Here is a 20,446-nt window from a genome sequence, read left to right as displayed (position 1 = left end):
GTCCGCCGTCGCGCCGTCTCCGTGCTGCTGCCCATGTCCCTGTTCGCCGCGTTCCTGTTGCTGGCCGCCTGCGGCAAGCAGGAGACGCCGCCTGCGCCTGCGCCCGCGGCTGCGCCGGCCGCCCCTGCCGCAGCGCCTGCGCCTGCGCCGGCCGCGCCTGCCGCGCCCGCTGCCGCGGCACCTGCACCTGCACCCGCTGCGGCGGTCACGCCGATTCCGAAGGGGCCGCCGGTCAAGGTCACCCCGGAGCTGGTCGCCGAAGGCAAGGCGATCTTCAACTCCGCCGGCTGCACCGCCTGCCACGGCGGCACCGGTGGTGGCGGCATGTGCCCGCCGCTGACCAACGACATCTGGGTGTACGGCAGCGACGACGACACCTTGCGCACGCTGATCACCGAAGGCACCGCCGGCATGGCCGCGCACGGCAAGACCCGCATCGGCCACGAGAAGGTGGTCGGGCAAATGCCGCCGTTCGGGCCGGTGCTCAAGCCGGGCGATACCGAGAAGCTGCTGGCCTTCATCCACTCCATCAACAAGACCGCGGGCGCCACGCAATGAGCAACGCGTTGCGACTGGCCGCGGTCGTTGCGCTGTCGCTGTGCGCCGCGGCCTGCCAGCGTGCCCCTGCGCCAGCCGCAGGGGCCGACGCCGCGAAGGCTGCGCCAGCGCCGACGGCTGCTGCCGCGGCGCTGGCCTACGTCCCGAACCAGCGCAGCGGCACCATCTCGGTGATCGACACCGACAGCGACCGCGTGGTGCGGACGCTGTCGGCGCAGGGCCAGCTCGGCAAGCGCCTGCAGCAGGTGGTGCCGGGTCCGCCCGGGCATCTGTACGTCATCGACGCGCAGGGCCATCGCCTGCTGGATCTGGATACCGTGCAGGACCGTGTGCTGCGCAGCGTCGACATCGGCGAGAACGCCGAGGGCGTGGCCGTGTCGCCGGATGGCCGCCAGCTGGCGGTGTGCGTGGAAGGGCAGAACCAGGTGATGCTGATCGATCCGGTCGGCTTCACCATCGGCGCGCACATCGCCACCCGCGGGCAGGCGCCGGAACACTGCGTCTACACCCCGGACGGCGCGTTGCTGCTGACCAGCAACGAGGGCTCCAACGACCTGGACGTGATCGACCTGAAGGCCGGTGCCTCCATCGGCGTGATCGCCACCAGCGGGCATCCGCGTGGCATGGCGTTCGCGCCGGACGGCAAGACGGCGTACGTGGCGCAGGAAGCGGCCAACGTGGTCGACGTGATCGATCTGGCGGCGCGCAAGCGCGTGGCCAGCATCCCGGCCGGGCAGCGCACCGCCGGCATCGCCATCGCCCGCGACGGCAGCCGCGTGTACGCGTCGAACGGCGCCGGCACGGTCAGCGTGATCGACCCGGCCGCGCGCCGGGTGCTGGCGGAGATCCCGGTCGGGCAGCGTCCCTGGAATCCGGCGCTGAGTCCCGACGGCAAGAAGCTGTACGTGGCCAATGGCCGTTCCAACAGCGTCAGTGTCATCGACACGGCGGCGATGAAGGAGATCAAGCAGATCGCGGTGGGCGAGATGCCATGGGGTGTGGTCGTGGCGCAGTGAGGTGAGGCGAGCGGCGCTTTCGGGCGCCGCGACGGGAGGCGGGGAGAGCCGGAATGAAGACGCGAGCCGCGGTCGCCTGGGCGGCGAACCAGCCGCTGGCCATCGAGGAAGTGGATCTGCAGCCGCCCAAGGCCGGCGAGGTGCTGGTGCGCATGGTCGCCAGCGGCATCTGCCATGGCGACGACATCGCCTTGTCCGGCATCGATGCCGAGGCGGCGTTTCCGGTGATCCTGGGCCAGGAAGGCGCCGGCGTGGTCGAGGAAGTCGGTGTCGGCGTCACCAGCGTGCGCCCGGGCGATCACGTGATCCCGCTTTACATGCCCGAATGCGGCGTGTGCAAGTACTGCCGTTCCAACCGCACCAACCTGTGCCAGGCGATCCGCAGCAGCCAGGACCGCGGGCTGATGCCCGACGGCAGCAGCCGCTTCTCGCTGCACGGGCGCCCGCTGCTGCACTACATGGGCACCAGCACCTTCGCCGAGTACACCGTGCTGCCGGAGATCGCGGTGGCCAGGATTCATCCGGCCGCGCCGCTGGACAAGGCCTGCCTGCTCGGCTGCACGGTCACCACCGGCATCGGCGCGGTGCTCAATACCGCGCGGGTGCGTCCGGGCGAGAGCGTGGCGGTGTTCGGGCTGGGCGGCATCGGCCTGTCGGTGGTGCAGGGCGCGGTGATGGCGCGCGCCGAACGGATCATCGTGGTCGACATCAACCGCGACAAGTTCCCGCTGGCGCGCGCGCTGGGCGCCACCGATTGCCTGGACCCGAAGGATTTCGGCGCGCCGGTGCAGCAGGTCATCGTCGATCTCACCGACGGCGGCGCCGACCACAGCTTCGCCTGCGTCGGCGACGTGCGCGCGATGCGCGCGGCGCTGGAGTGCTGCCACAAGGGCTGGGGCGAAAGCATCATCCTCGGCGTGGCGCCGAGCGCGCAGGAGATCAGCACGCGGCCGCTGCAACTGGTCACCGGCCGCGCCTGGCGCGGCAGCGCGTTCGGCGGGGTCAAGGGCCGCAGCGAACTGCCGGCCTATGCCGAGCGCTACCTGGCCGGGGAGATCCGCATCGACGAACTGATCAGCGAAACCCTGCCGCTGGACCACATCAACCGCGGCTTCGAGGCGATGCGCGCCGGCCGCGGCATCAAATCGATCGTTCTCTACTGAGCCTCAAGGAACCGGCATGCCCCATATCCCAGGACCCAGCACCCCGTCGGCGAGCCTGCTCGCCCTGGCCGTCGCCACCGCCATCGGCCTGCTCGCCGCACCGGCGCGCGCGCAGACCACGGTCAACGCCGACGATGCGCAGATCACCGCGCTGGACCGGGTCGAGGTCACCGCCACGCCGATTCCCGGCACGCTGATCGATGCCGATCTGCTGCCGTACACGGTGCAGACCGCCAATGCCGACGACATCGCGCGCAGCCAGGCCGGCAACCTCACCGACTTCCTGCTGCGCGAGATGAACGGGGTGGACACCAACGAGGTGCAGGGCAGTCCGTTCCAGACCGATCTGACCTTCCGCGGCTTCCGCGCCTCGGCGCTGCCTGGCGCCTCGCAGGGCGTGTCGGTGTACCTGGACGGCGTGCGCATGAACGAGCCGTTCGCCGACATCGTCAGCTGGGACATGATGCCGGAGGCGGCGATCCGCAGCGTCGCGTTGATGCCGGGCTCCAACCCGCTGTTCGGCCCCAACACGCTGGGCGGCGCGCTGGCCTTCACCACCCAGTCCGGCCTCACCGCGCCGGGCCTGCGCGCCGACCTGTCGGTGGGCAGCGGCGCGCGCAAGCGCCTGGATGCGTCCTACGGCTACGCCGGCCGCGACGGCCTGCATGCCTTCGTCGCGGTCACCGGCTTCGACGAAAACGGCTGGCGCGACGCCTCCGCCGGCCGCCTGGGCACCGTGTTCGGCAAGCTCGGCCGGCAGGGCGACAGCACCGACTGGGACGTGTCGCTGCTGCACGGACGCAGCCGCCTGGTCGGCAATGGCCTGCTGCCGAGCGATCGATACACCGACGAGGGAACCGAGCCGGGGCTGTACGAGGCCGACCGCGCCGCGGTCTACACCTCGCCGGACCTGACTCGCAACCGCAACACCCTGCTCACGGGGCAGTTCGACCATCGCTTCGACGAGCGCACCGCGCTGCATCTGCTGGCCTACTACCGGCAGGGGCGCCGCGACACCGTCAACGGCGACATCAACGACGACTACGAGGCATTCGTCGACGACTGCGCCGACGGCTACGCCGCCGACGGCACGCCGCTGGATGCCGGCTGCACGGTCTCGCGCGCCGATGCCGACGCCCTGCACAGCGGCGTGCTCAACACCACGCAGATGCGCCAGCATGCCGAGGGCGTGGCGCTGAACCTCAGCCGCCAGGCTGGCGCGCACGCGTTGAGCATCGGCGCCACCTACGACCGCAACCGGGTGCGCTACCGCCAGTACGAACAGGAGGCGTTCGTGCAGGACGATCGCTCGGTGGTCGCCGATCCGGACGAGGACCGGGAGTTCTTCTCCGGCGTCGACGGCCGCAGCAGCACCCTGGGCCTGTTCGCCGCCGATACCTGGGAGTTGAGCGAGGCCACCCATGTCAGCGCTGCGCTGCGCTGGAACCGCGTCGCCGTCGCCAACACCCTGTCCACCGCCGACGACGGCGTGCTGCCGCGCGAGCGCTTCGTGTTCGCCAAGGCCAATCCGTCGCTGGGCATCACCCAGCGCCTGGGCGGCGGTTTCACCGCGTTCGCCTCGGCCTCGCAGAACAGCCGCGCGCCGACCGCGATCGAGCTCGGCTGCGCCGACCCGGAGCAACCGTGCCGGTTGCCGACCGGGCTGCAGGCCGATCCGCGCCTGGAGCAGATCGTCTCGCGCACCTACGAGCTCGGCCTGCGCTGGAACCCGTCGCCGGCGCAGACGCTCAACGTCTCACTGTACCGCGCCGACAATCGCGACGACATCCTGTTCCTGCGCGCACCCAATTCCCAGCAGGGCTATTTCGACAACGTCGACCGCACCCGCTACCAGGGCGCCGATCTCAGCTACCGCGGCAGCCACGGCGCGCTGCGCTGGTTCGTCGGCTACAGCTACCTGGACGCCACCTATCGCAGCGCCGGCGAACTGCTCTCGGGCGAGCGTACCGTGACCTTGCGCCCGGGCACCCGCATCGCCGGCCTGCCGCGCAACACGCTGAAGCTGGGCGTGGAGTGGCAGGCGCTGGCGCAGCTGGCACTGGGCGCGGACCTGCGCGCGGTGTCGCGGCGCGTGGCCAGCGGCAACGAGGACGGCCTGGTCGAGGATCCCGAGGAAGGCGAGGCGCCGGCGCGCCACGACCTGTCCACCGGCGGCTACGCCTTGCTCGACCTGCACGGCACCTGGGAGCTCGCCGAGGGGCTGTCGTTGTATCTGCGGGTCAACAACGTGTTCGACCGTCGCTACGAGACGTATGCGGCCATCGCCGAGGATCTGTTTCCGGGCGGAGCCCTGGCGCGTCCGCAGGACGCCGCGGTCGAGGACGGCCCCTCGCGCTTCGTCGCGCCTGGGGCGCCGCGGCAGTACCAGGTCGGCCTGCGCTGGCGGTTCTAGCGGCGGTCGTGCGCTGTTGCGGCTTCGCGTTATCCGGCTGGTGCCTGCGACTGGTAGCCGACCGGCTGCGGCGACTGTCGCGGCTGAAGCCACTCTTGCCCGAATCGCTGCTCGCTGCGCCGCGACCGAGCGCAACGCGTGTCAGGATTGCTTCGGTCGCGACATCGCAGCTGAAACGCATCTGCCTTCGACAGCAGTCGGGACTGAAGTCCCTCCCACAGTCTGCGATCCAATCGACCTGCGGGCTGTTGTCGTATGAGCGGCTTCAGCCGCGACATCGAAGCCAAACATCCCCCAGCCGCCTCAGCGGTTGGGACCCAAATTTCCCGAAGTACTCGCGCCACCGCCAGGCAAGGAACGACAGGCGAGGCCTCATTCGCGGCACGCAGCAACCCCTTGAATCGCGACGCTACCTCGACTCACACCGTCGCCAACCCATGCTTGCGCAGCTTGCGATACAGGGTGTTGCGGCTGATGCCCAGCGCATCGGCGGTGCGGCTGACGTTCCAGCGGTGGCGCTCGAGCTGCTGCTGCAGCACGCTGCGCTCGGCGCTGTCCAGGGCGACGCGGCCGGGCACGCCGTCGCCGGCATGCGCATCGTCGCCGAGCAGGCACGGGCCGCTGTCGGCGTCGACGATCTCCTGCGGCAGGTTGGGGATGCGGATGACGCCGTCGGCGCACAGCACCGCCGCGGTGCGCAGCACGTTGCGCAACTGCCGCAGGTTGCCGGGCCAGGCATAGCTGAGCAGCTTGTGCAGGGCATCCTCGCTGATGCGCACCGGCTGCTCGCCGCTCTCCTCGCGCAACAGGGTGCGGATCAGTTCGGCCTTGTCGCTGCGCTCGCGCAGCGGCGGCAGGTGCAGCACCACGCCGTTGAGGCGGTAGTACAGGTCCTCGCGGAAGCCGCCGCTGCCGACCATCTGCGCCAGGTCGCGGTGGCTGGCGCTGATCACGTGCAGTTCCAGCGGCACCGCGCGGTCGCTGCCCAGCGGGGTCACGCTCTGTTCCTCCAGCACGCGCAGCAGGCGCGTCTGCAGCGGCAGCGGCATGTCGCCGATCTCGTCCAGGAACAGGGTGCCGCCGCTGGCCTGCAGCAGCTTGCCGTGGCGTCCCTCGCGCGCGGCATCGGTGAAGGCGCCGCGCGCATAGCCGAACAGTTCGCTCTCGATCAGCGCCTCCGGGATCGCCGCGCAATTCACCGCCACGAACGGCCGATCGGCCCAGGGCGAGCTGCGGTGCACCGCCTTGGCGAACTCCTCCTTGCCGGTGCCGGTGGCGCCGCACAGCAGGATCGACACGCGGTGCTTGGCCAGCTTCAGCGCGTTGTCCAGGTTGTGCAGCATGCGCGGATCGGAGCCGACATGGTCGTTGGCGCGCGTGGCCTGGTCATCCGCGCTGCCGGCGCGCGCACGGCTGGCGGGGGTGCGTGCGCGTGGCGGCTGCGCCAGGGCGAAGAAGCGGCGGCCGTGGCAGGCGCAGCGGATCGACCACAGCGTGCTGGCGTCGTTGCGCGCGCGCTGCTCCAGCGTGTCGAAATCCAGCTGCATCACCTGGGCGATGTCGCGCCCGACCAGCGGGGAGCGGTCGGGCTTGCCGAGCTGTTCCAGCGTCGCCTCGTTGACCGCGAGCACGCGGCCGTCGCCGCCCACCGCGATCAGCGCTTCGTGCAGCAGCCCGGCGAATTCCGGGCGGCTGTGGAAGCGCAGGATCCAGGCATGCCGGTACTGTTCCAGGAAGTACGCGCGGGCGATCTGCGCCGCCGACATGCGCACCAGCGCGCCGGTATGGCATTGCACCAGCTTGGTATCGCGCGCGTCGGGCGTGGAAGCGTCCAGCACCGCCAGCAGGCGGCCTTGCGGATCCAGGATCGGCGCGCCGCTGCACGACAACGGCAGGTGCCGCTCCAGGTAGTGTTCGCCGCGGTGCACGCTCAGCGCGCTGCCCTCCACCGCGCAGGTGCCGATGCCGTTGGTGCCCTGATAGCGCTCGGCCCAGCTGGCGCCGCAGAACAGCCCGGTCTCGCGGAACGCACGCAGCAGCGCCGCATCCTGCACGCTGTGCAGCACCGTGGCCTCGGTGTCGGCGAACACCACCGCGTAGCTGCCGCCGGCGATCTGTTCGTAGAGATTTTCCATCTCCACCTTGGCGATGCGCAGCAGCGCCTCCAGCCGCTGCTGGCGCTCGCGCAGCTCGCCGTCGTCGTGGACCATTGGCGAGGGATGGGTGTCCGGGTCCAGGCCGTACTCGTCGAGGCAGCGCCGCCACGAGCGCGCCAGCACCGGCGGCAGGGACTCGATCTGGCGGAAATGGCGCATGCGCGCCAGCGGCGCACAGTCGGCCTCGGCGGCGGATGCTGCGACGACCTTGGCTTGCGCGAGGCTTGCGACAGTCGACTCGGACATGGGCGCGCTCTCGTCCCCCCAGGGGGCCCCTGGGGCAAGTGACGCACAAACCGGACCGGCGCTCAACCCGCAGTGCAGCAAAGGCGGGGAGTGGGGAATCGGGAATGGGGAATGGTAAGCGCGGCTTGGCTGGGGCGGATCCCGTTCCGCCTTGCGGCGAAAACAAAAAACCGCGCAAAAGCGCGGTTCTTCGTGGTCTCAGGACGCCAGGTTCCCGCTTTTACGATTCCCCATTCCCGATTCCCCACTCCCAGCCTTACAACGCATAGCCGAACTGCTGCTTGAACTGGTCGTTGAATTCGTCGAAGTCGAAGCGCTGGTTCTGGGTGCCTGGGTGCTCGACCTTCAGGGCGCCCATCAGGTTGCCCATGCGGCCGATGGTCAGCCAGTCGCAGCCGCGCTGGATGCCGAAGATCAGGCCGGCGCGGAAGGCGTCGCCGCAGCCGGTGGGGTCGACCACGCGGCGCTCGTGCGCCGGCGGGATGTCGTAGGTCTTCTCGGGGGTGTGCACCAGCGCGCCCTTCGGGCCCTGGGTGGTGATGTAGGCCTGCACGCGCGAGACGATGTCCTTCTCGTCCCAGCCGGTGCGCTCCTGCAGCAGGTTGGACTCGTAGTCGTTGACCACCACGTAGTCGGCCTGCTCGATGAACTGGCGCAGTTCGGGGCCGTTGAACAGCGGCATGGCCTGGCCGGGGTCGAAGATGAACGGCACGCCGCCGGCGCTGAACTCCTCGGCGTTCTGGATCATGCCCTCGCGCCCGTCCGGGCCGACCAGGCCCAGGGTCACGCCCGGCACGTCCTTCACGTGGTTCTCGTAGCTGCGCATCATCGCCCCCGGGTGGAAGGCGGTGATCTGGTTGTTGTCGTGGTCGGTGGTGATGAACGCCTGCGGGGTGAACAGCTCCTCGATCACCTTGACCCGCGACAGGTCGATGCCCAGCGCCTGGAAATGCTCGCGGTACGGGCCGAAGTCCTGGCCCACCGTGCCCATCGGGATCGGCTGGCCGCCCAGCAGGTGCAGGTTGTAGGCGATGTTGCCGGCGCAGCCGCCGAACTCGCGGCGCATCCGCGGCACCAGGAACGACACGTTCAGGATGTGCACCTTGTCCGGCAGGATGTGGTTCTTGAACTGGTCCGGGAACACCATGATGGTGTCGTAAGCGAGAGAACCACAGATCAGTGCAGACATCGGGCAGGCCTTGGCGGAGGAATGAGCCCGCATTCAGGCGGGCGAGGGGCGGGGTCGCCGCGGCGCAAAGGGTAACGGCTGCGGCCCGGCAGGGCCAGAACCACGATCCGTCGCGGTCTCGCCGATACCACGCAACGCGTGGTTTTAGCGAGAATTTTCCTTGCCCGCACCCAGGCGGATTGCTAGGCTAGCGGACTTCGTTTTCTGCCCATTTTTTCGCCATTCTGGCGACGGCGCGCGCCCCAGGACCCAATCCCCCGATGTTCAAGAAACTCCGCGGCATGTTCTCCAACGACCTGTCCATCGATCTGGGCACGGCCAACACCCTCATCTACGTGCGTGGCCAGGGCATCGTGCTGAACGAACCGTCGGTGGTGGCGGTGCGGCAGGACCGGGCGATCGGCGGCACCCGCTCGGTGGCCGCGGTCGGCGCCGAGGCCAAGCAGATGCTCGGCCGTACGCCGGGCCACATCACCACCATCCGCCCGATGAAGGACGGCGTCATCGCCGACTTCACCTACACCGAGGCGATGCTGAAGCACTTCATCAAGAAGGTGCACAAGTCGCGCTTCCTGCGGCCCAGCCCGCGCGTGCTGGTGTGCGTGCCGGCCGGCTCCACCCAGGTCGAGCGCCGCGCGATCAAGGAATCGGCCGAGGAGGCCGGTGCCCGCGACGTGTACCTGATCGAGGAACCGATGGCCGCGGCGATCGGCGCCGGCATGCCGGTCACCGAGGCGCGCGGCTCGATGGTCATCGACATCGGCGGCGGCACCACCGAGGTCGCGGTCATTTCGCTGAACGGCATCGTCTATTCGCAGTCGGTGCGCATCGGCGGCGACCGCTTCGACGAGTCGATCACCAACTACGTGCGCCGCAACCACGGCATGCTGATCGGCGAGGCCACCGCCGAGCGGATCAAGCTGGAAATCGGCTGCGCCTACCCGCAGGCGGTGGTGCAGGAGATGGAGATCTCCGGCCGCAACCTCGCCGAGGGTGTGCCGAAGATGATCAAGATCAACTCCAACGAAGTGCTGGAAGCGCTGCACGAGCCGCTGTCGGGCATCGTCTCGGCGGTCAAGCTGGCCCTGGAGCAGACCCCGCCGGAACTGTGCGCCGACGTCGCCGAGCGCGGCATCGTGCTGACCGGCGGCGGCGCGCTGCTGCGCGACCTGGACCGGCTGATCTCCGAGGAAACCGGCCTGCACGTGCAGGTCGCCGACGATCCGCTGACCTGCGTGGCCCGCGGCGGCGGCCGGGCGCTGGAGCTGGTGGACATGCACGGCAACGAGTTCTTCGCGCCGGAGTGATGGTGAGGCCGGGAATCGGGAATGGGGAATGGGGAATCGAATGCCCCATCCGCACCGATGCCCCAGTGCCCGCGTTCACCGCCGTATCCGCGCCCCGGCCCGATCGAGCCGGGAGCGCGCCGTTGTTGTTCGATTCCCCATTCCCGATTCCCCATTCCCGGCTTTAGCCCGTGCCTCCTTACGCCGGTCCTCCCGTCACCGCCCGCCCCGGCGAATCCGCCAGCACGCCGCGCCTGCTGGCCTACCTGGCGCTGGCGCTGGTGCTGATCGTGCTCGACGCGCAGGCCGACTGGCTGGCCCGCCTGCGCAGCCAGGCCACGGTGCTGGTGCAGCCGATCTGGGCGCTGGCCGGCCTGCCCGGGCGGCTGGGCACCCAGGTGCAGGAGAACGCGGCCAGCCACGCGCAACTGGTCAAGGAAAACCGCGCGTTGCGCAACGAGCTGCTGATCGCCAAGGCGCGCCTGACCCGGCTGCAGACCGCGGCGCTGGACAACGCGCAGCTGCGCGAACTGCTGGGCGTGGCCGAGCGCCGCGGCCTGGATGTGCAACTGGCGCCGATCCTGGACATCGACCTGGACCCGACCCGGCAGCGGCTGGTGCTCGATGCCGGCAGCCGCGACGGCGTGCACGTCGGCCAGGCGGTGATCGACGCCGGCGGCCTGATGGGCCAGGTGATCGCGGTGACCCCGTTGCACTCCACCGTGCTGCTGCTGACCGACCCCGACCACGCGGTACCGGTGACGGTGGCGCGCAACGGCGTGCGCCTGATCGTCTACGGCCGCGGCGGCAGCCTGGAGCTGCGCGACATCCCGCTCAGCGCCGGCGTCGAGGTGGGCGACGAGATCGTCACCTCCGGCCTGGGCGGCCGCTTCCCGGCCGGCTTCCCGGTCGGCACCATCTCCGCCCTGCGCCCGGACGACACCCATGCCTTCCTGGTCGGCCAACTGAAGCCGGCGGCGAAGCTGGACCGTGGGCGGGATGTGTTGTTGCTGAAGAGCCGGGAATGGGGAATCGGGAATCGGGAATTGGCGAAGCCGGCGTCCGCGGCAGCGGAAGGGGCCTCGCCCGTGGTTGGCGCAGCGCAAGGCGGTGACAAGGCCGCGCAGCATTCGGCTCCGACCGTCGCAACTGGGACGACCGCACCGGCCGCACCGGCCGCGCACCCGTCCGCCACCGTGCCCACCCCGCCGCCGACCAAGCCGGCACGCGCGACATCCGATTCCCGACTCCCCATTCCCGATTCCCACCCGGCTCCAAAGGAGACGGGCCAATGAGCCGCCTGCGCAGCAAAGGCTGGGTGCTTCCGGTCAGCGTGATCGTGGCGCTGCTGCTGGGGTTGATGCCGTTGCCGCTGGTGGTGCAGCCGCTGCGGCCGTACTGGCTGGCGCTGGTGGTGGCGTACTGGGTGATCGAGACCCCGGACAAGGTCGGGCTGGGCTTCGCCTTCGCGGTCGGGGTGCTGGCCGATCTGCTGTACGGCGGGGTGCTCGGCGAGCAGGCGCTACGCCTGGTGATCCTGAGCTTCATCCTGCAGCGCTTCCGCGCGCGCATCCGCTTCTTCCCGATGTCGCAGCAGGCGCTGGCGATCGGCGGCCTGCTGGTCAACGACCGCATCGTCGCCGCGGCGGTGCACCTGGCCGTCGGCGAGCCGACGCTGCCGTGGAACTACTGGTGGGCGCCGCTGCTGGGCATGGCGCTGTGGCCGCCGCTGTTCGTGCTGCTGGACGCGCTGCGGCTGGGCCGGCGGAGCAAGTAGCATGGCCCTGCATCCGCGCCGCGCGCAGAAGAACCCGCACGCCGAGGCCGAGCAGTTCCGGCGCCGCGCGGCGCTGGGCTTCCTTGGCGTGCTGGTGGCATTGCTGGGCCTGGGCGGCTGGTACTTCAAGCTGCAGGTGCTGGACCACGACGTCTACGCCACCCGCTCCGACGCCAACCGCATCAAGCCGCGGCCGGTGGTGCCCGGGCGCGGCATGATCTACGACCGCAACGGCCGCCTGCTGGCCGAGAACGTGCCCGCGTTCCGGCTCGACGTGACCCCGGACAAGGTCGCCGACATGGACGCGCTGCTGGCCGAGCTGGGCAAGGTCATCGCGCTGTCGCCGGAAGACATCGAACGTTTCCAGGCCGCGCGCAAGGCCAGCCGCAGCTTCCGTCCGATCACCCTGAAGCTGCGCGTCAGCGAGGAGGAGCGGGCGCGTTTCGCGGTGGACCGCTGGCGCTTCCCGGGCGTGGAGCTGGAACCCTACCTGACCCGGCACTACCCCTACGGCGACCTGTTCGCGCACATCATCGGCTACGTGGGCCGCATCGACGAGAAGGACCTGGAGACGCTGGGCGAGGGCAACGCCGCGCTGACCCACATCGGCAAGTCCGGGCTGGAGCGCTATTACGAAGAGGAACTGCGCGGCAAGGTCGGCTACGAGCAGGTCGAGACCAACGTGCAGGGTCGTGCGATCCGCACCGTCGGCCGGGTGCCGGCGCAGTCCGGCGCCGACCTGCGCCTGTCCATCGACGCCGACCTGCAGCGCGCGATGGTCGCCGCCTTCGGCGACTACCAGGGCTCGGCCATCGCCATCGATCCGCGCACCGGCGAGATCCTGGCCATGGTCAGCCTGCCGTCCTACGACCCCAACCTGTTCGTCAACGGCATCTCCCACGCCGATTTCCAGGCGCTCAACAGCGACCCGTCGCGGCCGCAGTTCAACCGCCTGGTGCTGGGCGGCGTGGCGCCCGGCTCCACCATCAAGCCGTTCATGGGCCTGGCCGGCCTGGACAGCGGCACCCGCCGCCCGGAGGACAAGATCCTCTCCACCGGCATGTTCTACCTGCCCGGAGTCAGCCGCGGCTGGGGCGACTCGCACCGCGGCGGCCACGGCTGGACCGACCTGCGCAAGTCCATCGCGCAGTCGGTGAACACCTACTACTACAAGCTGGCCATCGACATGGGCATCACCAAGGTCGACCAGTACATGACCCGCTACGGCTTCGGCGTGCCCACCGGCATCGACCTGGTCGGCGAGACCGGCGGCATCGTGCCGTCGCCGGCCTACAAGGCCAAGAGCCGCAAGGAAGCCTGGTACCCGGGCGACACGGTCAACATCGCCATCGGCCAGGGCGACTGGAAGGTGACGCCGCTGCAACTGGTGCGCGGGGTCGCCGGCATCGCCGACGGACAATTGCGCACGCCGCACCTGGTGATGGCCACGCGCCAGGCCTTCGACCAGCCGTGGGCGCCGGTACAGCCGGAGCCGAGCAAGCCGATCAGCGACAACCCCAGCAACCTGCAGGCGGTGCGCGAGGGCATGATGGACACCATGCGCCCGGGCGGCAGCGGCTATGCCATCACCGTCGGTGCGCCGTACCAGATGGCCGGCAAGACCGGTACCGCGCAGGTGGTCAGCCGCAAGGGGCTGGCCGCGGTCGATCCGCGCAGCCTGCCGATGCACCTGCGGCACCGCTCGCTGTTCGAGGGCTTCGCACCCGCCGAACGGCCGACCATCGCCCTGGCGATCGCGGTGGAGGGCGGCGGCTACGGCGCCAGTACCGCCGCGCCGATCGCACGCAAGATCTTCGATGCCTGGCTGCTCGGCCGGCTGCCGCCCGGCGTCGAGCCGCTGGACAGCCTGCGCGGCGCCACCGCCTTCGGCAGCCACCTGTATTACGCCGAGGATCCGGGCTCGCGCGCCGCCGCCGATGCGGTGGCGCTGGCTGCCGGCGAACGCCCGGTGCTGATCGGCCAGGCCGAGGTGGATGCGGCGGTGGTGCCGCTGCAGTCCGCGGCGCCGGCGATCCCCGACGAGATTCCGGACGAGCGATGAAGGATTTCCTGCGCTGGCTGGTCGACATCGGCGGCCGCTTCACCCGCACCCTGGACTGGCCGCTGTGCCTGGCGCTGGGCGCGCTGATGGCGATGGGGCTGGCGGTGCTCAAGAGCGCCGGCGGCATGCACCTCGTCATGGCGCAGGGCGCGCGCTTCGCCATCGGCGCGGCGGCGATGTGGAGCCTGTCGCGGGTGTCGGCGCTGCGCCTGCGCGCCTGGACCCCGCTGATCTACGCGCTGTCGATGCTGCCGCTGCTGGCGGTGTTCGTGCTGGGCACCGGCAAGTACGGGCGGCAGTGGCTGGACCTGAAGGTGTTCTACCTGCAACCTGCCGAATTGCTGAAGATCAGCATGCCGATGATGGTGGCCTGGTACCTGCATCGCATGCCGCTGCCGCCGCGCATCCCCACGGTGCTGGTCAGCGCGGTCATCATCGGCATTCCCACCGCCTTGATCATGCTGCAGCCGGACTTCGGTACCGGCGTGCTGATCGCCGCCAGCGGCGGCTTCGTGCTGCTGCTGGCCGGCCTGCCGTGGTGGTGGGTGGGCATCGCCGTCGGCGGCGTCGCCGCGGCCGCGCCGGTGGCCTGGCTGTGGCTGCTGCGGCCCTACCAGAAGGACCGCATCATGATGTTCCTCAACCCGGAGAACGACGCGCTCGGCGCCGGCTGGAACATCATCCAGTCCAAGATCGCGATCGGCTCCGGCGGCCTGCACGGCAAGGGTTGGGGCCTGGGCTCGCAGTCGCACCTGAACTTCATCCCCGAGCAGACCACCGACTTCGCCTTCTCCGTGCTCAGCGAGGAGTTCGGCTGGATCGGCGTGGCCACCGTGCTGACCCTGTACCTGATCGTGATCGGGCGTTGCCTGTGGATCGCCTCGCAGGCGCGCGACACCTTCTCGCGCCTGCTGGCCGGCGCCACCGGTCTGGCGTTCTTCGTCTACGTGCTGGTCAACGGCGGCATGATCTCCGGGCTGCTGCCGGTGGTCGGCGTGCCGATGCCGCTGATGAGCTATGGCGGCACCTCGGCGGTGTCGCTGCTGGCCGGGCTGGGCCTGGTGATGGCGGTGAAGGCGCACCGTCCGGTGCACGGGTACTGAGCGAGCCGCACGGCCGCCGCCGCGCGCTGGCTTAACCGCTCCCTTGCAGGCAGATGTCCGCAGGATGGCAGCGCGTGTCACGCGTGTCACAATTCGCGTCGATGCCACGTGACGCGCGCCGCTCCCCCCGGCCCACACGCGCGCAGGAACGTTCCGGGTAGGCAGGTGCGACCCCGCGCATCCATCCCAGCCCACCGTCGTCGAGGAGCCGCGCGCAGCACGTCCGCCGACCCGGGCCCAGGCCTGCGCGTCCGCGTGCGTTCGCCGCAACGCCGTTTCCTCGCGTCTCGTGGTTGTCCCGATGTCCGGCACTGCCGGGCTGGATGCGTCTTGATGAAATTCCTGCGTGTGTTGCTGTTGACGAGCGTGGTGCTGGGCCTGAGCGGCTACGCACTGCTGCGCTATTACTTTCCGCCGGGGGCGCTGCATGCCCGCGGCTACGGCCGCGCGACCCTGGTGCATCCGCAGGGCACGCCGCAGGGCCTGGTGATCCTGCTCGCCAGCGGCAGCCCGGCGCAGCGGCAGGCCGCCGCGCAGCGCATCGCCGCCAGCGGCGCGCTGGTCGCGGTGGTCGACGGCCAGCGCTATCTCAAGCACCTGCGCCGTGGCGGCCACGGCTGCGACAAGGCCTGGCACGACGCCGAGCAGTTGAGCCGGCGACTGCAGCGGCAGTTGCACGGCGACAGCTACTACCTGCCGGTGCTGGCCGGCACCGGCACCGCCGCGACCCTTGCCGAGCGCATCGTCGGGGCCGCGCCGACCGCGACCCTGGGCGGCGCCATCGGCGTGGCGCCGGCACCCACCGAGGTCTGCGCCGGCACCGCCGCCGCCACCCCGGCGCAGGGTTTTGTCGATACCGTGGCGGCGCCGGCCGATGGCGGCGTGGATGCCGCGCTGGCGGCGCGCGTCGCCGCGCACCTGCACGCGCGCGGCCGCGGCGGTGCGCTGGACGACCTGCCGCTGACCGAACTGCCGTCGAACATCCCGGGCGCGCCGCTGGCCATCGTGCTGTCCGGCGACGGCGGCTGGCGCGACATCGACAAAGGCATGGCCGAGGCGCTGCAGCGCCGCGGCATCGCCGTGGTCGGCTGGGACAGCCTGCGCTACTTCTGGCGGGCCAAGCCGCCGGCGCGGGCCAGCGCCGACCTGAGCCGGGTCATCGCCTATTACCAGCAGCGCTGGCATCCGCAGAAGATCCTGCTGGTCGGCTATTCCTTCGGTGCCACCACCCTGCCGTTCATGGTCAACCGGTTGCCGTCGGCGCAGCGCGAGCAGGTCGGCCTGGTGGCCTTGCTGGGCCTGGAGCACAAGGCCGATTTCCAGATCCGCGTGCGCGGCTGGTTCAATCTCGGCGACGCCGACGATGCCTTGCCGGTGCAGCCGGAAGTGGCGCGCATCGCCCCGGCGCAGTTGCTGTGCGTGTACGGCGACAAGGAAACCGATACGCTCTGCCCGCAATTGCGTGCGCGCGGCGCGGAGGTGGTGGTGTTGCACGGCGGTCACCATTTCGACCAACACCCGGCGGGCCTGGCGACGATCGTCGACGACCGCTGGCAGCAGCTGTCCGCCGACGCGCGCCTTCCCGTGGCCGAACTGCGCGCGCCGCGTCCTGCCGCGGCCACGGCATCGCCCGCCGCCGCGCTGCCGCCGTCGCACGCCGCGCTGCGGCAATGAGCCTGCGCATGCGCGTTGCGCTGGCGTGCGGCGGCCTGCTCGCCGCCGCGGCGTTCGCCAGCGCCGCGGCCACCGGCGATGCTCGCAGCGTCGTCGAACCGCGCCTGCCGCCGGTGTGCATGACCCTGGATGCGACCCTGCAGGCGCAGCAACGCCGCTTCGCCGATGCGCTGGAGCGCCGCCCGCCGGACACCGCACGCATCCAGGCCGCGCTCGACCGCTGCGCCGACGGCGCGCACGGCGCGGTGCTGCTGCGCGCCGGCAGCGGCAACGCATTCCTCAGCGGGCCATTGACGATCCGCAGCAACACCACGCTGGTCATCGACAGCGGCGTGACCCTGTTCGCCTCGCGCCTGCCGGCCGACTATCAGGTCCCCGGCCGCAGCGCCTGCGGCCAGGCCGCGGACCGCAGCGGCAGTTGTCGCGCGTTGATCACTCTGCACGGGCGCGCCCTGGGGGTGATGGGCGTGCGCGATGCCGCCGGTCACCAGGGCAGCATCGACGGCCGCGGCGACCTGCCGATGCTCGGCGGCAGCGACAGCTGGTGGCAGTTCGCGCGCAGCGCCAAGGCCGCCGGCCTGACCCAGAACGCCCCCGACCTGATCCGCGCGCAGGACGTCGCCGATCTGCAGCTCTACCACCTCAACCTGGTCGACGCGCCGTACTTCCACTTCTTCGTGCACGGCGGAGACGGCGTCACCGTCTGGGGCGTGCGGGTCAGGGCACCGGCCAACAGCCCCAACACCGACGGCCTGGATCTGGACAGCGTGCGCAACGCCACCCTGGCCGACAACGACGTGATGGCCGGCGACGACGGCATCGCGATCAAGACCAGCGCCGCGCGCTCGGCCGACATCACCGTGCGCGATTCGCGTTTCTACGGCACCCACGGCATCTCCATCGGCAGCGAGGTGATGTACGGCGTCGACAACGTGCTGGTGGACGGCAACCGCCTGGTCGGCCACGACGCCGACGGCATCGTCGCCACCGACAACAACGGCCTGCGCATCAAGACCGGCCCGGCCAAGGGCGGCCCGGTGCGCGACGTGCTCTACCGCAACACCTGCCTGTTCGGCGTGGCCAGGCCGCTGGTGATCACGCCGCGCTATGGTCACGACCACGGCGGCAGCCGCAGCGGCAGCGTGCCGACCTTCGCCGGCATCGTGGTCGACGGACTGCGCGCGCAGGACACGCCTGCCGGCAAGGGCAGCACCGTGCAGGGCGACAGCGCCGCGACGCCGCTCGACCTGGTGCTCGCGCACGTAGACGTGGATGTCGCCGCCCTGCATGCCAGCAACGCGCGCATCGGCGTGGACCAGTCCAACCTGCAGTTGAGCCAGGACAGCAGCGCCACCTCCACCTATGCGATCACGCTGGCCGGGTTGGTCCCCGCCTGCGCCAGCGCGCCGGTGTTTCCGGCGCTTTAGCCCGCTGCGCGGCAAACCCGTCGCCCTCCATCCCTCGGCAGTCCAGGCTGTTTTGTGCGAGGCGCTGTCAGGGGCGATGCGCGGGGCAGGGCGGTGCGTGCCGAGGTTGCGCATGGTCCGCTGCGCCGGGTGCCGCCCGGCGTTCCGAGAGAGGCATCAGATCCAAGGCCTTGCGCTGCCGCGGAGGCACGCCCGGCGCCATTTCACGCTCCAGCGGCGGCAAGCGCCGCGGGACGTGCGGGAGCACGCTGGAAGAGAATGCTGCAGGCGCACTTGACCTGCGGCAAAGTTCTTTTGTTTCATGGCGTTATTGGTAGAAATTCATCTTGAATCTGTTAGTCTGCCGGCATGATCCGACGCTCGCTGATTTGCCTGCTCACGCTTGGCCTGGTCGCATGCGCGACCCAGCCCAAGGCGCCGCCGTCGCCGCCGCAGGCCAGCGCGCCGCCGCCGGCCCCACGCCCGGCACCGCCGGTCGAAGCCGCACCCGAGGCGGTGCAGGCGCCGCCGGTGGACCTGACCCCGGTGCCGTTCGAAGTCGCCCGCGCCAACTTCGTGCGTGACACCGCGGCCAAGTACGGTATCGAGCCGTCGCAGATCGAGGCGACGCTGGCGCAGGCGCAGTTCAAGGATGCGATCGTCGCGGCGATGTCGCGCCCGGCCGAGCGGGTCAAGCCGTGGAGCGAATACCGGCCGATGTTCATCAGCCAGGCGCGCATCGACGGCGGTCGCGCGTTCCTGGCCACGCACCGCGACGAATTGCAGCGGGTGCAGGCGCGCACCGGCGTGCCGGCCGAGACCATCGTGGCGATCATTGGCGTGGAGACCAGCTACGGCAAGAATGCCGGCTCCTACCGCGTGCTGGACGCGCTGTACACGCTGGCGTTCCGCTACCCGCGCAGCGGCGACCCGGCCAAGCTCGAGCGCGAGGTGCGCCGCGAGCTGTTCTTCCGCGATGAGCTCGGCCAGTTGTTCGCGCTGGCGCGCGAGGAGAACCTGGACATCACCGGCCTGATCGGCAGCTACGCCGGCGCGATGGGCCTGGGCCAGTTCATGCCCTCCAGCTACCGCCAGTTCGCGGTCGACGGCGATGGCGACGGCAAGCGCAACCTGTTCACCGACTACGACGATGCGTTCTCGTCGATCGCCAACTATTTCGTGAAGAAGGGCGGCTGGGTGCGCGACGGGCTGGTCGCGGTGCCGGCGACGCTGCGTCCGGGGGCGGAGGAATTCAATCCGACCGACTGGACGCCGACCTATACCCTGGCCGACCTGGCCGCGCGCGGCTACACGCCGACCGCGCCGGTGCCGGCGACGGCGGGCACCGCCACGCCGATCACCCTCGACGGCAGCACCGGCAAGCAGTACTGGCTGGGCTTCCAGAACTACTACGCGATCACCCGCTACAACAATTCCAAGATGTACGCGATGGCCGTCTACCAACTGTCCCAGGCCATCGCCGGCAAGGAGTTACCACCGGCATGAACCCGAACGCGCTGCTCCGGATCGCTCCCGTCGTCGCTGTGCTGGCGCTGGCCGCCTGCAGCAGCGCCCCGAAGAAGACCGCCGGCGGCGCCGGACCCGGCATCCGGGTCGAGGGCAAGGGCCCGGCGCACGTCGCCACCGGCTGCCCCTCGACCTCGCCCTACGCGCCGGCCAAGGAAGACCCGTCCAAGCGCGGCAACTACACCGCCGGCGGCCTGTACGCGCCAGGCGTGCGCGACAGCACCCCGGACTACGTGCCCAACGTCGCCTGCATTCCCGAGCCGCTGGTCACCGACGAGCCGCGTTCGGCGATCGGCAACCGCTCCCCGTACATGGTGCTGGGCCGCGAGTACGTGGTCATCGACGATCCGCACAGCTACGTCGAGCGCGGTACCGCCTCGTACTACGGCAGCAAGTTCCATGGCCGCCTGACCTCCAACCGCGAGGTCTACGACATGTACGCGTTCACCGCCGCGCACAAGACCCTGCCGCTGCCCAGCTTCGCCCTGGTCACCAACCTGGACAACGGCCAGTCGGTGGTGGTGCGGATCAACGATCGCGGCCCGTTCCACGACGATCGGCTGATCGACCTCAGCTATGCGGCGGCGGTCAAGCTCGGCATCACCGGCAAGGGCACCGGCCGCGTGGAAGTGCGCGGCCTGACCCCGGCCGACAACGGCGACCTGCTGGCACGGCGCACTCCTGGCCGGCGCCCGGCGACGCTGCTGGCCAGCGCGTCCACCGCGACCGCCACGCGCGATCCCGCGGCGGTACGGCGCGCGGCGGACATGGACAATCTGGTCAAGACCCTGCCGGCGACGTCGGCCGGAACGGCCAGCGGCACGGCGGCCGCGGCCGCGCCGGCGCGTGCCGTGCCGGTGGCTGCCGTGG

The 20,446-nt window shown here is 70.6% G+C and carries 15 protein-coding genes; 13 read left to right on the top strand and 2 right to left on the bottom strand.

Features of this window, described 5'->3' with window-relative positions; all coding sequences use genetic code 11:
* Positions 1-33: 33 nt before the first annotated feature.
* Genes J7357_RS13070 through J7357_RS13055 form a run of 4 tightly spaced genes read left to right on the top strand, consistent with a single transcriptional unit; the run spans position 34 to position 5,150 of the window.
* Positions 34-558, top strand: a complete 525-nt coding sequence (locus tag J7357_RS13070) for a c-type cytochrome (RefSeq protein WP_343237414.1) — start codon at positions 34-36, stop codon at positions 556-558.
* On the top strand, positions 555-1,574 hold the full coding sequence (locus J7357_RS13065) for a beta-propeller fold lactonase family protein (protein WP_209247058.1): 1,020 nt from the start codon (positions 555-557) through the stop codon (positions 1,572-1,574). Before J7357_RS13070 ends, J7357_RS13065 begins: the two co-directional genes overlap by 4 nt.
* A gap of 53 nt (positions 1,575-1,627) precedes the next feature.
* Positions 1,628-2,737 (top strand): S-(hydroxymethyl)glutathione dehydrogenase/class III alcohol dehydrogenase, encoded by a 1,110-nt coding sequence (locus J7357_RS13060; RefSeq protein WP_209247057.1) that lies wholly within the window; start codon positions 1,628-1,630, stop codon positions 2,735-2,737.
* A gap of 16 nt (positions 2,738-2,753) precedes the next feature.
* Positions 2,754-5,150 (top strand): TonB-dependent receptor, encoded by a 2,397-nt coding sequence (locus J7357_RS13055; protein ID WP_209247055.1) that lies wholly within the window; start codon positions 2,754-2,756, stop codon positions 5,148-5,150.
* 419 nt (positions 5,151-5,569) lie between these two features.
* On the opposite strand, the gene J7357_RS13050 is transcribed toward J7357_RS13055, so the two are convergent.
* Complete coding sequence (locus J7357_RS13050) at positions 5,570-7,552, bottom strand: sigma-54-dependent Fis family transcriptional regulator (protein WP_209247053.1); 1,983 nt, start codon at positions 7,550-7,552, stop codon at positions 5,570-5,572.
* A gap of 256 nt (positions 7,553-7,808) precedes the next feature.
* Complete coding sequence (locus J7357_RS13045) at positions 7,809-8,741, bottom strand: carbohydrate kinase family protein (RefSeq protein ID WP_209247051.1); 933 nt, start codon at positions 8,739-8,741, stop codon at positions 7,809-7,811.
* Positions 8,742-9,001: 260 nt separating this feature from the next.
* Between J7357_RS13045 and J7357_RS13040 the strand changes: the two genes are divergently transcribed.
* The 9 genes from J7357_RS13040 to J7357_RS13000 all read left to right on the top strand — a co-directional run.
* Positions 9,002-10,048 carry a rod shape-determining protein gene (locus J7357_RS13040; RefSeq protein ID WP_010343692.1) on the top strand — a complete coding sequence of 349 codons (1,047 nt, stop codon included), beginning with the start codon at positions 9,002-9,004 and terminating at the stop codon, positions 10,046-10,048.
* Between the two features lie 170 nt (positions 10,049-10,218).
* Positions 10,219-11,322 (top strand): rod shape-determining protein MreC, encoded by a 1,104-nt coding sequence (gene mreC, locus J7357_RS13035; RefSeq protein ID WP_209247049.1) that lies wholly within the window; start codon positions 10,219-10,221, stop codon positions 11,320-11,322.
* Entirely contained in the window at positions 11,319-11,804 is a 486-nt protein-coding gene (mreD, locus tag J7357_RS13030; RefSeq protein WP_010343694.1) for a rod shape-determining protein MreD, read from the top strand. The genes mreC and mreD overlap by 4 nt, the downstream gene beginning before the upstream one ends.
* Before the next feature lies 1 nt (position 11,805).
* The gene (gene mrdA, locus J7357_RS13025; protein ID WP_209247047.1) at positions 11,806-13,866 is read left to right on the top strand and encodes a penicillin-binding protein 2; all 2,061 of its coding nucleotides are present in this window, start codon (positions 11,806-11,808) and stop codon (positions 13,864-13,866) included.
* Positions 13,863-14,969, top strand: coding sequence for a rod shape-determining protein RodA (rodA, locus tag J7357_RS13020; protein ID WP_010343696.1), 1,107 nt, complete (start codon positions 13,863-13,865; stop codon positions 14,967-14,969). The genes mrdA and rodA overlap by 4 nt, the downstream gene beginning before the upstream one ends.
* A 333-nt stretch (positions 14,970-15,302) precedes the next feature.
* Positions 15,303-16,643 (top strand): virulence factor family protein, encoded by a 1,341-nt coding sequence (locus J7357_RS13015; RefSeq protein WP_209247045.1) that lies wholly within the window; start codon positions 15,303-15,305, stop codon positions 16,641-16,643.
* Between the two features lie 8 nt (positions 16,644-16,651).
* Positions 16,652-18,070 (top strand): glycosyl hydrolase family 28 protein, encoded by a 1,419-nt coding sequence (locus J7357_RS13010; protein WP_209247043.1) that lies wholly within the window; start codon positions 16,652-16,654, stop codon positions 18,068-18,070.
* 348 nt (positions 18,071-18,418) lie between these two features.
* Entirely contained in the window at positions 18,419-19,555 is a 1,137-nt protein-coding gene (gene mltB, locus J7357_RS13005) for a lytic murein transglycosylase B (protein WP_209247041.1), read from the top strand.
* The coding region (locus tag J7357_RS13000; protein ID WP_209247039.1) for a septal ring lytic transglycosylase RlpA family protein at positions 19,552-20,446 on the top strand (895 nt) is incomplete at its 3' end. The genes mltB and J7357_RS13000, both read left to right, overlap by 4 nt.

The sequence above is a fragment of the Xanthomonas sp. D-109 genome (assembly GCF_017746095.1).
Classification (GTDB): Bacteria; Pseudomonadota; Gammaproteobacteria; order Xanthomonadales; family Xanthomonadaceae; genus Xanthomonas_A; species Xanthomonas_A sacchari.
Note: the sequence above shows the minus strand (reverse complement) of the source record. Positions and strands in the feature narration are given on the sequence as shown.

What these genes read in the sequence shown, in the direction of transcription:
- J7357_RS13070 (WP_343237414.1), top strand. Translation starts at nt 34, where the DNA reads ATGTCCCTGTTCGCCGCGTTCCTGTTGCTGGCCGCCTGCGGCAAGCAG.
- J7357_RS13065 (WP_209247058.1), top strand. Translation starts at nt 555, where the DNA reads ATGAGCAACGCGTTGCGACTGGCCGCGGTCGTTGCGCTGTCGCTGTGC.
- J7357_RS13060 (WP_209247057.1), top strand. Translation starts at nt 1,628, where the DNA reads ATGAAGACGCGAGCCGCGGTCGCCTGGGCGGCGAACCAGCCGCTGGCC.
- J7357_RS13055 (WP_209247055.1), top strand. Translation starts at nt 2,754, where the DNA reads ATGCCCCATATCCCAGGACCCAGCACCCCGTCGGCGAGCCTGCTCGCC.
- J7357_RS13050 (WP_209247053.1), bottom strand. Translation starts at nt 7,552, where the DNA reads ATGTCCGAGTCGACTGTCGCAAGCCTCGCGCAAGCCAAGGTCGTCGCA.
- J7357_RS13045 (WP_209247051.1), bottom strand. Translation starts at nt 8,741, where the DNA reads ATGTCTGCACTGATCTGTGGTTCTCTCGCTTACGACACCATCATGGTG.
- J7357_RS13040 (WP_010343692.1), top strand. Translation starts at nt 9,002, where the DNA reads ATGTTCAAGAAACTCCGCGGCATGTTCTCCAACGACCTGTCCATCGAT.
- mreD (WP_010343694.1), top strand. Translation starts at nt 11,319, where the DNA reads ATGAGCCGCCTGCGCAGCAAAGGCTGGGTGCTTCCGGTCAGCGTGATC.
- mrdA (WP_209247047.1), top strand. Translation starts at nt 11,806, where the DNA reads ATGGCCCTGCATCCGCGCCGCGCGCAGAAGAACCCGCACGCCGAGGCC.
- rodA (WP_010343696.1), top strand. Translation starts at nt 13,863, where the DNA reads ATGAAGGATTTCCTGCGCTGGCTGGTCGACATCGGCGGCCGCTTCACC.
- J7357_RS13015 (WP_209247045.1), top strand. Translation starts at nt 15,303, where the DNA reads ATGAAATTCCTGCGTGTGTTGCTGTTGACGAGCGTGGTGCTGGGCCTG.
- J7357_RS13010 (WP_209247043.1), top strand. Translation starts at nt 16,652, where the DNA reads ATGCGCGTTGCGCTGGCGTGCGGCGGCCTGCTCGCCGCCGCGGCGTTC.
- mltB (WP_209247041.1), top strand. Translation starts at nt 18,419, where the DNA reads ATGATCCGACGCTCGCTGATTTGCCTGCTCACGCTTGGCCTGGTCGCA.